General features: G+C 71.1%; 13 protein-coding genes. 5 read left to right on the top strand and 8 right to left on the bottom strand.

Annotated elements, in window-relative coordinates:
* Nucleotides 1-8: 8 nt before the first annotated feature.
* From AB0I79_RS31030 to AB0I79_RS31015, 4 genes are all read right to left on the bottom strand, one after another.
* The gene (locus tag AB0I79_RS31030) at nucleotides 9-1367 is read right to left on the bottom strand and encodes a sugar ABC transporter substrate-binding protein (RefSeq protein WP_357880286.1); all 1359 of its coding nucleotides are present in this window, start codon (nucleotides 1365-1367) and stop codon (nucleotides 9-11) included.
* Entirely contained in the window at nucleotides 1367-2293 is a 927-nt protein-coding gene (locus AB0I79_RS31025) for a carbohydrate ABC transporter permease (RefSeq protein ID WP_357880283.1), read from the bottom strand. The genes AB0I79_RS31030 and AB0I79_RS31025 overlap by 1 nt, the downstream gene beginning before the upstream one ends.
* A 1-nt stretch (nucleotide 2294) precedes the next feature.
* Nucleotides 2295-3212: a sugar ABC transporter permease gene (locus AB0I79_RS31020; protein WP_357880281.1), complete on the bottom strand. Its 918-nt coding sequence runs from the start codon at nucleotides 3210-3212 to the stop codon at nucleotides 2295-2297.
* Between the two features lie 238 nt (nucleotides 3213-3450).
* The gene (locus AB0I79_RS31015; protein WP_357880278.1) at nucleotides 3451-4536 is read right to left on the bottom strand and encodes a DUF664 domain-containing protein; all 1086 of its coding nucleotides are present in this window, start codon (nucleotides 4534-4536) and stop codon (nucleotides 3451-3453) included.
* Between the two features lie 210 nt (nucleotides 4537-4746).
* On the opposite strand from AB0I79_RS31015, the gene AB0I79_RS31010 reads away from it, so the two are divergent.
* Nucleotides 4747-5052, top strand: a complete 306-nt coding sequence (locus tag AB0I79_RS31010) for a hypothetical protein (protein WP_357880275.1) — start codon at nucleotides 4747-4749, stop codon at nucleotides 5050-5052.
* Between the two features lie 240 nt (nucleotides 5053-5292).
* Entirely contained in the window at nucleotides 5293-6741 is a 1449-nt protein-coding gene (locus tag AB0I79_RS31005; protein WP_357880271.1) for an MDR family MFS transporter, read from the top strand.
* A 7-nt stretch (nucleotides 6742-6748) separates the two neighbouring features.
* Here the strand turns inward: AB0I79_RS31005 and AB0I79_RS31000 are convergent, their stop codons facing one another.
* Both AB0I79_RS31000 and AB0I79_RS30995 read right to left on the bottom strand, forming a co-directional pair.
* Nucleotides 6749-7693, bottom strand: a complete 945-nt coding sequence (locus tag AB0I79_RS31000) for a hypothetical protein (RefSeq protein WP_357880268.1) — start codon at nucleotides 7691-7693, stop codon at nucleotides 6749-6751.
* Nucleotides 7694-7756: 63 nt separating this feature from the next.
* Nucleotides 7757-8713, bottom strand: a complete 957-nt coding sequence (locus AB0I79_RS30995; protein ID WP_357880265.1) for an AraC family transcriptional regulator — start codon at nucleotides 8711-8713, stop codon at nucleotides 7757-7759.
* Between the two features lie 60 nt (nucleotides 8714-8773).
* Here AB0I79_RS30995 and AB0I79_RS30990 point away from each other — a divergent pair, with 60 nt between their 5' ends.
* Both AB0I79_RS30990 and AB0I79_RS30985 read left to right on the top strand, forming a co-directional pair.
* Nucleotides 8774-9685: an SDR family NAD(P)-dependent oxidoreductase gene (locus AB0I79_RS30990; RefSeq protein WP_357880262.1), complete on the top strand. Its 912-nt coding sequence runs from the start codon at nucleotides 8774-8776 to the stop codon at nucleotides 9683-9685.
* Nucleotides 9686-9733: 48 nt separating this feature from the next.
* On the top strand, nucleotides 9734-10447 hold the full coding sequence (locus AB0I79_RS30985; RefSeq protein WP_357880259.1) for a histidine phosphatase family protein: 714 nt from the start codon (nucleotides 9734-9736) through the stop codon (nucleotides 10445-10447).
* On the opposite strand, the gene AB0I79_RS30980 is transcribed toward AB0I79_RS30985, so the two are convergent.
* Together AB0I79_RS30980 and AB0I79_RS30975 are read right to left on the bottom strand one after the other, a co-directional pair.
* Nucleotides 10346-10891: an NUDIX domain-containing protein gene (locus tag AB0I79_RS30980; RefSeq protein ID WP_357880256.1), complete on the bottom strand. Its 546-nt coding sequence runs from the start codon at nucleotides 10889-10891 to the stop codon at nucleotides 10346-10348. The genes AB0I79_RS30985 and AB0I79_RS30980 overlap by 102 nt on opposite strands.
* Before the next feature lie 82 nt (nucleotides 10892-10973).
* Nucleotides 10974-12047, bottom strand: a complete 1074-nt coding sequence (locus AB0I79_RS30975) for a Gfo/Idh/MocA family oxidoreductase (RefSeq protein ID WP_357880253.1) — start codon at nucleotides 12045-12047, stop codon at nucleotides 10974-10976.
* Nucleotides 12048-12181: 134 nt separating this feature from the next.
* On the opposite strand from AB0I79_RS30975, the gene AB0I79_RS30970 reads away from it, so the two are divergent.
* Entirely contained in the window at nucleotides 12182-12478 is a 297-nt protein-coding gene (locus AB0I79_RS30970; RefSeq protein WP_357880250.1) for a DUF3817 domain-containing protein, read from the top strand.
* Nucleotides 12479-12520 lie beyond the last annotated feature (42 nt).

Below are 12520 nucleotides of genomic sequence, written 5' to 3'. Positions count from 1 at the left end.
CGACCGGCTCATCCGGCCACCTCGAACAGCGCGTTGAGCTGCTGGTTGAGCTGCGTGAGCGAGGAGGCCGGGGCCTCGCCGAGGAAGAGGGCGTCCAGGGCGGGCCGCATCAGGGCGGTGATGTCGGCCGCGTTCGAGGTCACCGGCAGGGGGAACGTGGTGCGGTTCCTGATGTGGTCGGTGAAGGCCGACACGTCCAGGTTCCGCTCGTCCCTGTTGTACTGGATGGCCAGCTCGGTGCCCGCGGGCCGGGCCGGGAACACCACGCCGGTCCGGCCGATGATGTTCTGGCACTGCTCCCCTGACAGGAACTTCACCCACTTGGCGGCGTTCTCCGGCTGCTTGGAGAACGTCGTGATGGAGTCGGCCAGGCCGTTGAACATGGAGGCGCGCTTCCCCGTCGGCCCGATCGGGGTCGGCGCCACGCCGATGTCGAGCTTCTTGCCGCTCGCGTCGGTGAGCTTGGTGAACGACGAGATCGTCCACGAGCCGCTCAGGCCCATCGCGGCGATGCCAGACTGGATCTGCGTGTCGGCGGTGACCGCGTTGTTGCCGCCGATCGCGGCGAAGCTGGCCATGTAGCCCTTCCGCACCAGGCCGAAGTACCAGCCCAGGGTGTCCTGCACGACCGGGTCGTCCAGGTTGAAGCGGGTGCCCCAGGGGTTCCGGTCCGTGGCCTGCCAGCCGGCGCTGCCGGTGAAGGCCGACCACTGCGTCTGCCCCCAGTTGTCGCCGCCGCTGCCGTTCGCCGCCAGCCCGTACGTCTTGACTCTCGTCCTGTCGAAGCCGGGCTCGTCGCCGCGCACGCCGTTCTGGTCGATGGTCAGGCGCGCGATCGTCTTCTCGAAGGTGCCGCCGTCGCGCGGGTTCCAGGTCAGCTCGTCCAGCGTGGCCGGGTCGATGCCGGCGGCCCTGAGCGCGTTGGCGTCGTAGAAGATCGCGATGGTGTCCCAGTCCTTCGGGGCGCCGTAGCGCTTGCCGTCCTTGCCCTTCCACAGCTCGGCCAGGCCCTCCTGGTAGTCGGAGTCCTTGATGTCGCTGGTGGGGCCGAGGTCGTCGAGCGGGCGCAGCACCTGCAGGTCGACGAACTGGGGGAACTTGGCGAGTTGGTCGGTGAAGACGTCGGGGGCGGTGTCGGCGATGAAGCTGGCGGTCAGCTTGGACCAGTAGTCGTCCCAGCCGTACTGGGAGATGTGGATGCGCAGGCCGGGGTTCTGCTGCTGGAAGGCGTCCGCGCACTTCTGGTAGCCGGGCTGCTGGGCGGAGTCCCAGAGCCAGTACTCGATGGTGCCGGGCGCGCCGCCGCTCCCGCCCCCGCCGCAGGCGGTGGTCAGCAGGAGGGCGGTCAGGAGGAGTCGTCTGAGCATCACTTGATCCCGCTGAAGCCGATGGAGTTGACGATGCGGCGCGCGAAGACGAGGAACAGCAGCAACATCGGCAGCGCCGCCACCAGGGTGGCCGCCATCAGGCCCGCCCAGTCGGGCCCTGCCTGCGGCTTCTGCGACTTGAACACGCCGAGGGCCACGGTGAGCACGCGCGAGTTGTCGGTGTAGCTGACCATGAGCGGCCAGAAGTACTCGTTCCAGGAGGTGATGTAGGTCAGGATCGACAGCGTGGAGATCGGCGCCGCCGAGATCGGCAGGATGAGCCGGAAGAAGATCCGCGTCTTCGAGGCGCCCTCGACCAGCGCGGCCTCCTCGACCTCGCGCGAGATGCCGAGGAAGAACTGGCGCAGGAAGAACACCGCGAACGGCGTCATCAGCATGCTGGGCAGCGCGATGCCGAGCACGGTGTCGACCAGGCCGAGCTCCTTGATGAGCACGAAGTTCGGCAGCAGTGTGAAGATCGCGGGGATCATCAGGCCGGCCAGGAAGACGGCGAAGACCTTCTCGCGGTGCCGCCAGCGCAGCCGGGCGAAGGCGTAGGCGGCCATGGCGGAGAAGAACACCTGCCCGGCGGTGACCATCGTCGCGACCAGTACCGAGTTGAGCAGGTAGCGCCAGAACGCGATCGGCTGCCCCGCGCCGCCCGCGTCGATCGCCTCCTGCCCGGTCTGGATGCCGAAGACGCGCTCGAAGCCGCCCCACGAGAACTGCACGGGCAGCAGGCTGTCGCCGCCCGCGTAGAGCGCGTTGTTGTCGGACAGCGCGGTCCGCAACATCCAGTAGAACGGGAACAGGCTGGCGAGCATCACCAGGATCATGAACACCCAGGCGAGGGCGCGGCGGATGCCGAACGGCGGCTTCGGCGGCTTCCGGGCGGCGCTCCCGGCTGGGGCGGTCGCGGTCGCCATGTCACCCTCCTGCCAGGTCGGAGGTGCCGGCCCGGGTCAGCCGGTACTGCACGAACGTGATGACCATCAGGACGACCAGCAGCGCCACGGACATCGCCGAGGCGTAACCGAACTGGAAGCGGCTGAACGCGACCTCGTAGATGTAGTACTGGAGCACCCTGGAGGAGTCGACCGGCCCGCCCCTGGTCGCGATCGCGACGGTGTCGAACACCTGGAACGAGCCCACCACGCTGATGATCAGCACCACCGCCATGACGGGCCGCAGCAGCGGCAGCGTGATGCTGCGGAGCATGCGCAGCTCGCTCGCGCCGTCCATGCGGCCGGCCTCGTACAGGGTCTCCGGGATCGTCTGCAGGCCGGCGAAGATCAGCAGCGCGGTGTAGCCGACGTGCCGCCAGACGTTGATCAGCGCGATGGTCGGGATGACCCAGGCGGAGTCGGCCAGGAAGCCGATCCGGTCCATCCCGATCAGCTCCAGCACCTTGTTGCCGATGCCGAGCTGGTAGTCGAGGATCCACAGGAAGACCAGCGCCGCGACGACGTTCGAGACCAGGTACGGCGTCAGCACCATGCCGCGCAGCCAGGTCCGGCGCGTCAGCCGCTGCATCATCACCGCGATGACCAGCGCCAGCGCCGTCTGGACGGCGATGTTGACGACCACGTAGTACACGGTCACGCCCAGCGCGTTCCAGAACACCGGGTCCTGGACCATGCGCACGTAGTTGTCGAGCCCGTTCCAGCGGGCCGGGGTGAGCAGGTTGAACCTGGTGAAGCTCAGGTAGATTCCCCGCAGCGTCGGCCAGAGCAGGAAGACCAGGAAGCCGATCAGCGCGGGAAGGATGAACAGGAGCGCCAGCCGCGTGTCGTCTCGCGCTCGCTTGGCGGTGCCGGTCGTCGCCGGTGTGGTGGGGGTGGCCATGGTGCCTCCTTCGCCGGTCACCGTAGACCCTTGCGGCGGGCGCTTTCTACCCTGTCCTGCGCGTTCGACCGATTCTCCGGACTTACCGTGAGGTGCTCAATATTTGGCGCGAGTCTCTTGCGCCTGACACGCCCTGTCAAGGCTGTCTTACTACCGGCGTAGGGCGTCGGCGCCGGGCCGGGCAGCGAGGTGGTCATGCCTGCGGGCAAGCGCGCGCGGCCGGCGGCTGATCATGCTGTCAGCGGCCGGTGGAGCCGGCGAGCAGGCCGTCCACGGTGTCCTGCGCGGACGGCCGCATGGTCGCGTGCCAGTCACCGGCGTCCTCACCGAGGAAGTAGAACCGCTCGACGGACGCCAGATGCTTGAGCAGCCCGAGAAGGCTGGTGCCCGACGGCACCGCGGCCGTCCGTACCTGCGGTTCCGGCACTCCGGTGACCTTGGCCGCGACCGCCTCGCGCAGGTGGTCGAGGAAACCGCGCAGCGTGGCCTTCTCGCCGGCGCCTGTCCGTGGCGGCGTGGTGTCCTTGGGGCGTCGCCGTGCACCGCGTCCCGGCGTCGAAGCGCTCCCTCCGGTCACGGTGGTCATCGGGCGCCGCGCTGGACGAGCAGGACGTGATCGACGACGGTGGCGGTCCGGCCGGCGGGCCCGGTGGCCTGGCGGCGCGGCGTGTCGGCGCGCAGGACGGACCAGCGCGCGGGGTCGAGATCGAGCTCGGCGGCGACCCCGGCAGGCGCCGGGTAGTGGATGCCGGGGTCCTGGTTCCAGGACCAGGGCGCGGTCGAGCCGTGGTCGACGATCAGCAGCAGCCCGCCGGGGCGCAGGGCCCGCGCGGCGGTACGCAGGACGCGGCTGCGCGGCAACGCGAACGGCGTGGAAGTACTGGGCGGAGACGAGGTCGAACTCGCCGGCGGGGAAGCTGCCGGTCAGGTCGTGCCGCTCGGTCGTGACCCGATCGGCGAGGCCGAGTTCGCGGGCGCGTTCGCCGACCCGCTGGACGGCGGTGGCGGAGATGTCCACGGCGGTGACGTGCCAACCCCGCCCGGCCAGCCAGAGTGCGTCGCCACCCGCGCCGCACCCCAGGTCGAGGGCGGCGCCGGGGCGCAGCGGCGCGGCGGTCTCGGCGAGCAGCGGGTTGACGCGGGCGTTCCAGTCCCGCCGGGCACGGTAGTGCCGCTCCCAGAACCGCGCGGCGTCCTGGTCGCCTACGGTGCCGGTGCCGGCGGTGCCGGGGCCGGTGCCGGCGGTGCCGGGGCCGGTGCCGGCGGTGTCGGGGCCGGTGCCGGCGGTGTCGGGGCCGGTGCCGGGTCGTCGGGTGGAGTCCATCTGCGTTGCCTTCCGTACGGCCGGCGTGCCGCGCGTGCGGCAAGATCCGCGCCCGCGACGCCGGTGATGTCCCGACAGCATCACCATCGCCATTCCCCATGTGCAAGAAAATTTGCAGATCTGCACCATCGGACGACTGACCGAGCCGCGGACATGGAGGAATGGACCGTTTACCCTCCGTCACATGCGCCTTGCGGAGATACTGAACGCGTGACAAGTACACCCCCCGAAAAAGGCAAATGGTTCGAGCACGCACTGGAATGGGAATCGAGTCCAGAGCATGGCGACCGGCCCGCGCGGTGCCTGATCACCCAGATCACCCAGACCGTGAGTTCAGCGCTTCCCCAGGTGTACTACCGGCGCGTGGACGACCCCGGCGGATATCGCCCGAGCTCCATTGACATCGACCTTTTCGACCACATCCTGCGTCGCTGGCTCACCCCCGAAGAATCCGCGCTGGCCCAAGGGCAGGCCCGATTCCTCCAGAACGGCTACCTCTCCTCGGACCTCATCTGACGAGGTATCACCAGGACGTCTCGGGCGACGACATCGTGCGGCCGGGGCGCCCAGAGATCGTCTTTCACTGTGGGTGAAAAGGAGGTGACATATCGCAGTACTTGCCGCGATGCTGGGAGTCGTCGATGAGATTCGTCAGCGGCGCCGGTCAGTATGGGTATGACTACGACTTCATATGAGACCGAAGGCCCCGAGGCCGGCCGTGACCGCACAGTGTCCGACAGCCCGCATCGAGGTGCCGTGTCCCGCTCACAGCTCGACTCCACCGCCGACCCCGCGGCCGCCGTCCCAGGTCGCACCCCGGCCGTGATCCGGCTGCTGGTGCTGGCCACGTTCGTGGTCATCCTCAACGAGACGATCATGATCAACGCGATCCCGCGGCTGATGAGCGCGCTGCACATCGGTGAGCAGACCGCGCAGTGGCTGTCGACCGCCTTCATGCTGACGATGGCCGCGGTCATCCCGATCACCGGCTGGTTCCTGCAGCGGGTCTCCACCCGCGGCGCGTACGTCACCGCCATGGGCCTGTTCCTGCTCGGCACGGCCCTGGCCATCGTGGCGCCCACGTTCGAGGTGCTGCTCGGCGCCCGCATCATCCAGGCGTCGGGGACGGCCGTGATGATGCCGCTGCTGATGACCACGTTGATGCAGGTGGTGCCCGAGTCGGACCGGGGCCGGGTGATGGGCAACGTCACCCTGGCGATCTCGGTCGCGCCCGCGATGGGGCCGACGGTCTCGGGGGTGATCCTCCACTTCGGGTCGTGGCGCCTGCTGTTCGCCGTGGTGCTGCCCATCGCCGCCCTGATCACCTGGGGCGGCCTGCGGCGGCTCAGGAACGTCGGGGAGCCGCGGACCGGCACCATCGACTGGTTCAGCGTGGTGACCGCGGCGACCGGGTTCGGCGGCCTGATCTACGGCCTGAGCCGGTTCGAGGGCGGCGACGTACGGGTGGCCGCGGCGATCGTGGCGGCCGGCCTGGTCACCATCGCGGTCTTCGTGGTGCGGCAGCTGTCGTTGCAGAAGCGCGGCGTGCCGCTGCTGGACCTGCGCACCCTGCTCCACCGCACCTACACGGTCGCGCTGATCCTGATGTCGGTGGCCTTCATGGCGATGCTCGGCTCGATGATCCTGCTGCCGCTGTACCTGCAGAACGTGCGCGAGCTCAGCGCCCTGGAGACCGGGCTGCTGGTGATGCCGGGCGGCCTGGCGATGGGGCTGCTCGGCCCGACCGTCGGGCGGCTGTTCGACAAGTTCGGCGGGCGGGTGCTGGTCATCCCCGGCGCGGTCGGGATCATGCTGGCCCTGGCCGGCTTCACCCAGGTCTCGGTGACGACGCCGTTCTGGCAGCTCCTCGGCATGCACGCGCTGCTGATGGTGAGCCTGGCGGCGACCTTCACCCCGGTGTTCACCCTCGGGCTCGGGGCGGTGCCGCCGCGCCTCTACTCCCACGGCAGCTCGATCCTGAGCACGTTGCAGCAGGTGTCGGCGGCCTTCGGCACCGCGCTCGTGGTCACCGTGATGAGCGCGCGGGCCGACGCCCTGAGGTCCTCGGGCGTCACCGAGGCGCTCGCCAGCCTCGGAGGCATGCGGCTGGCCTTCATCATCGGCGCGGTGCTGTCCGTGGCCGTGGTGATCACCGCCCTGCTCCTGCCGGCCCGCGCCGACCACGCCGCCGAGCTGGAGGGCTAGGAGCGGGCTAGGAGAACCAGTTGGCGCCCAGCTCGTGGATGGTCCTGCTCCCCTTGGGCACCAGCAGCGCCTCGCTCAGCACCTGGTTGACGCTCTTGGGGGCGTTGACCATGGCGAACAGGAAGAAGGAGCCGCCGTCCGCCGTGCGGAAGCCGAAGACCGAGCCGTGGCCGGCGAACGAGACGTACAGCCCCTTGTAGACCTCGGGGAACGCCTTGCGGCTGTAGCTGTCCTTGGCCAGGCGGTAGCCGGAGGCGCCCTCCTTCTTCTCGTTGTTCCAGAAGTTCTGGTACTCCTTGGTCACGGCGCGCGCCATGGTGTCGTCCGTGTCGGTGATGTAGCCGTCGGCGTCGAGCCGGGGCTCGGGCATGCGCTGACCCCAGTGGATCGGGGTCGCGACGGCCAGCCTGAAGGGCTGGCCGGGGGTGCGGAGGAACGCGAGCACGTGCGGGCGGGCATGGCCCTTGGTGTCCTTGTAGGTCGCCTGCGCGATGAACCAGTCGCCGATCCGCGGCTGCCGCTCCGGCCTGGGCAGGTAGACCACCGGGGTGCCGGCCGGGTTGATCGGCTTGTGCTCCGGCTTCCAGCCGAAGTCCTCGTGGTTGCGTTCGAGCACACCCTCGTGCAGCGCGCCCTCCACGAACAGCGCGTCGAGCGTCGCGTTCTTGCGCCACCACTTGCGCTGCTTGATCGTCGCGTTGTACCTGCTCACCCACTCCCGCATGGCCTGCTTGGCCTGGGGGATGGTGAGTGCCGCCCTGGCCGGGGTGGTGGCCGTGGCGGACGGCGCGGGGGACGGCGACGTGGCCGCCGGCGAAGGGCTGAGCGAAGGGCTGAGCGAGGGGCTGGGTGAGGGGGCGGCCACGCGGACGGGCCAGCCAGGCGGCCCCGGAACCATGCCGCAGCCGGACAGGCCCACGACACAGGCCGCGATCAGCAACGAGCCGCGCACCGGCACCGACCCCCAAGACCGAGTAAAGACAACGCCAAAAAGAACATATCGGACACCCGAAGGTCACGGCCGTCCCGGGGACACCGCTGCGTTCTCGCGCTTCCAGAGGCGGTAATCGCGCGGCGACACGCCGGCGACCCGCTTGAACGCGTTGCTCAGCGCGCTCACCGAGCCGTAACCCACCTGATGGGCGATCGCCGCCACCGTCTCGTCGCCGCGGCGCAGGCGGTCGGCGGCCAGCTCGATCCGCCAGCCGGTCAGGTACTCCAGCGGCCCCCGCCCGACGACCTGCTTGAACCGGGCGGCCAGCGTCGAGCGGGACACCGCCGCCGCCCCGGCCAGCTCGGAGACCGTCCAGGCGTGGGCGGGCCGGGCGTGCATGGCGCGCAGCGCCGGAGCCACGACCGGGTCGGCGAGCCCCGCCAGCCAGCCGGACGTCTCCCCCGGCCCGGCGGTGATCAGGTGCAGGCGCAGCAGGTGGATCAGCATGACCAGGGCGAGGTGCTCGGTGACCAGGGTGGCGGCCAGCGGGCGCTCGCGCAGCTCGGCGTCGATCAGTTCGAGCGCCCAGCGCACGGTCGCGGCCTCGGCGGTGGCGCCGGGCACGTGGATCACCGGCGGCAGCACGTCCAGCAGCAGCTCCTGGGCGCGCTCGCCGAAGCCGAACCGGCCGCCGACGAAGACCACGTCCTCGCCCTCCCCCACGCGGGCCACGCCGCCGGTCGCCGCGGCGAAGACCGGGCCCGCGGGGAGCGGGCGCAGCCCCTGCTCGCTGGCCAGGGTGAAGGCGCGCGGCTGGACGAGCAGGAAACAGTCGCCCTCGGCCAGCGGGATCGGCTCGGGCACGCCGTCCACGGTGAGCACGCAGTGGCCGCGGCGCACCGCGTTGAACTTCACCCCCGCGGGCGGCCCGAACGACAGGGCCCACCGGCCACCGGCGACCAGCCCGACCGACAGGTGGCTGGTCGTGCCGATGAGCGTGAGGACGTCTTCGAGCGGGTCGGTCTGCTGGACGTTCACGCAACTATGGTGGACTCACAAGTATTTCAAGTCCAAATCGTCGTCCTTACGGTGGTGGTCATGACGCGCATCACCACCCCTTTCAACGCCAAGACCACCGCTGCCGAGATCCTCACCGGCATCGACCTGTCCGGACGCAGGATCATCGTCACCGGCGGCGCCTCCGGGATCGGCCTCGAGACCGTCCGGGCGCTGCGGGGCGCCGGGGCCGAGGTCACGGTCGCCACCCGCAACCCCGCCGGCGGCGGCGGGCGGGCGCTGGACCTCGGCGATCTGGCGTCGGTGCGCTCGTTCGTGGCCGGGTGGAGCGGGCCGGTGCACGCGATCGTGGCGAACGCCGGGATCATGGCCCTGCCCACCCGCCAGGTCGCCGCCAACGGCTGGGAGCTGCAGCTGGCGACGAACTTCCTCGGGCACTTCGCGCTGATCGCCGGGCTGCACGACAACCTCCGGCAGGCCGGCGGCGCGCGGGTGGTCACGGTCAGCTCGGGCGCCCAGTTGCGCGAGCCGTTCGACTTCGACGACCCGCACTTCGAGCGCCGCCCTTACGACCCGTGGGCCGCCTACGCGCAGTCGAAGACGGCCGACGTGCTGCTCGCGGTCGCCATCGCCCGGCGCTGGGCCGCCGACGGCATCACCGCCAACTCCTTCGAACCCGGCTACGTGCATACCAACCTGCAGCGCCACATCGACGACGACGCCAAGCGGGCGATGGGCATGATGGACGACGAGGGGAACCTGCTGACCCCCGGCTACTTCACCACCCCGGAGCAGGGCGCGGCCACCGCGGTGCTGCTCGCCGCCTCCCCCCTGATGGACGGGGTGACCGGCCGCTTCTTCTCGCACGACAACCAGGAGGCCGAGGTGGTGCCGGGCGGCCCGGACGTGATGACCGGCGTCGCCGCCTGGTCGGTGGACCCGGCCGCCGCCGACCGCCTCTGGGACCACGCCCGCGAGGCGAGCGGCGGCTGACCGGCCGGGCCGGGAACGAGCGGCCCGGCAGCAGTAGAGTAATGTTCGGTGATTGTGGGAGCTGAGAACAGCAGGCCGGTCGAGTACCGGCAGAGCCGGTTCCGTACGCCGCCAGGGGCCACCGAGATCCTGCTGGTCAGGCACGGCGAGTCGGAGCCCGCGCGCCCCGACCGGCCGTTCCCCCTGGTCGACGGCCAGGGCGACCCGGGGCTCGCGCCCGAGGGGCACGAGCAGGCGGAGCGGGTGGCCCTGCGGCTCGCCGCGGAGCGCATCGACGCGATCTACGTGAGCTCGCTGCGGCGCACGTCCCAGACGGCCGCGCCGCTCGCCGCCCGGCTGGGCCTGACGCCGGTGATCGACCCCGAGCTGCGCGAGGTGCACCTCGGCGAGTGGGAGGGCGGGCTGTTCCGGCGCATGGTCGCGGAGGGGCACCCGATCGCCAAGCGCATGTCCGCCGAGGAGCGCTGGGACGTGATCCCCGGTGCCGAACCGGCCGAGGCGTTCGCCGAGCGGGTGCGCAAGGCGCTCGGCAGGCTCGCGGCCGCCCATCCCGACCGGCGGATCGTCGTGGTCACCCACGGCGGAGTGATCGCCGAGGCGCTGGCCGCGGCCACCGGGTCGCGGCCGTTCGCGTTCCTCGGCGCCGACAACGCGTCGGTGTCACACCTGGTGCTGACCGGGGTCCGCTGGATCCTGCGCCGCTTCAACGACACCGCGCACCTCGACGGGGCCTTCTCCACCACGGCCGCGCTGCCCACCTGACGACGCGATCAGCAGGCGGTGCGGCTCCAGCAGGCCGTCCGGGAGGTCGTCGGGGGAGCACCAGCGGGCCTCCAGGATCTCCATCGGGTTCAGCCGCATCGTGCCGCCGCCGGCGTACTCGGCCGCGTACGCGATCTCGACCCTGAGCCGGAAACCGCTCCTGAGGTGCACCATCTCCCCCACGCTCACCTCCAGGCCGGTCTCCTCGCGCACCTCGCGCACGACCGTCTGCTCGAAGGTCTCCCCCCGCTTCGCCCCACCCGTCGGCAACCCCCACTGCCGGTGCTCGGGCCAGAAGCGGTGCCGCAGCAGCAGCACGTTGCCGCTGCGGTCGCGGACGACACCGGTGACGCCGACCATGAACTTGGCCTGGGACAGGTAGAGCAGCCGCCATTGCATCGACCCGCGGATGCCGAGCCAGAGCCGGGCGATCAGCCTCTTCACCGATGTCCTCCATGATCAGGTCAGCCGTTGCAGCGTACCGGGCCCTCCGGCTGTCCCTCCGCCGTTCCGAAGACCCGCTCGCTCACGCCGCCCACGCCTCCTTGCCGGTGGTGACCGGGCCGCCGGTCCTGGCCGCCTCGCCGATGGCCAGGCTGATCAGGTGGTCCTGGCAGGCCTCGGCGAGCGGGTACGGGGCCGGGCCCTCCTGCCGGGCCCAGGCGCCGGTGCGCTCCAGGATGTCGGCCACCGCGATGTCGTCGTCGGACAGCCCCGCGCCGTCGAACGGGTTGCGGTAGACCACCCGGCCGTCGAAGCTGATGTGCTTGAGGTCGCGGAACTCCAGGCTGAGGTCCACGCCGGTGTCGCGCCGCACCAGGGGCGACTCCACCGGCGTCACCGGGTCGAGCAGCCGGACCACCCGGTCGTCCACCAGCTCGCCGATCGAGCCGCGCACCACGATGCGGCGCATCCGCAACGGGTTCCACCACTGGTTGTCGGTGAAGTCGTACAGGCCCATCCGGCCGCCGAAGTCGAGGGTGGCGATGGTGGTGGTGAGCCGTCGCGGCGTGCCGTCGCCCGTCCATCCGCCGGGCCCCAGCGGATCGGCCAGCGGCGCCTCGAACGCGCCCGCGCGCACCTCGGCGGCCTCGAACCCGATGCCCAGCAGGCCGCGGATCATGGACACCGCGTGGTAGAGGTGGGTCGAGGAGACCTGGACGGAGGTCGGCTCGCCGATCACGCCCTCTCGCACGAGCGCCAGCCGGGCCGCGTGCCCGGGCATCAGCAGGTACTGCTCGGCCACCTGCACCAGACCGGTGGCGCCCACGTCGCGCCACAGCTCGCGCAGCCCGGCCAGGTCCGGCGCGGGCGGCGTCTCGGCCAGGACCGGCGTCCCGTGCTCGACCACCGCGCGGATCGCGTCCGGCATCGCGGGCCACGGCACCGCCGCGGTGACGTAGTCGGGCCGCTCGTGCCGCAGCAGCTCGCCGACCGAGCGGAAGGCCGGCACGCCCCACTCGTCGGTGATCTGCCTGCCCCGCTCCTCGCCGCGGGTCACGACGCCGCTGACGCGCAGCCGGTCGGGCATCGCCGCGGCCAGCCGCAGGAAGAAGCGGGTCCGCCGCCCGCTGCCGATCGCGCCGAACGTCGTGGTCATGAGTGCCAGACCTCCTCGGGAGCCGGAACGCTTCGGCAGCAGCGTACTCGGGCGCGTCGGCGCGGGCACGGAGTAGTCACCGCGGCCCTCTACAGCTTGTAGAGTAAGCGCGATACCGGGTGAAAGGGTGGATCGTGCTGCGTTGGTTCCGGGTCCTGGCGGTGGCCGAGGCGTGCTCGTGGGCGGGGCTGCTCGTCGGGATGTTCTTCAAGTACGTGACCGAGACGGGCGAGCTCGGCGTGAAGATCTTCGGGCCGATCCACGGGGCGCTGTTCGTCCTGTACGCGGCCGGGGTGATCCTCTCGGCCCGGGAGGCGGGCTGGAGCCGGGGCGCGGTGGTGCTCGGGCTGGCCTGCGCGGTGCCGCCGTTCACCTCGCTGTGGTTCGAGCGGCGGATGGCGGCGCGCACGGCGGCCGGGCAGCTCGCCTGACCCGGTCAACGGGCCGGGCCCGCTCCCGGCAGCGTTGACCTA

Source organism: Nonomuraea sp. NPDC050202 (assembly GCF_040656115.1).
Classification (GTDB): Bacteria; Actinomycetota; Actinomycetes; order Streptosporangiales; family Streptosporangiaceae; genus Nonomuraea.
Note: the sequence above shows the minus strand (reverse complement) of the source record. Positions and strands in the feature narration are given on the sequence as shown.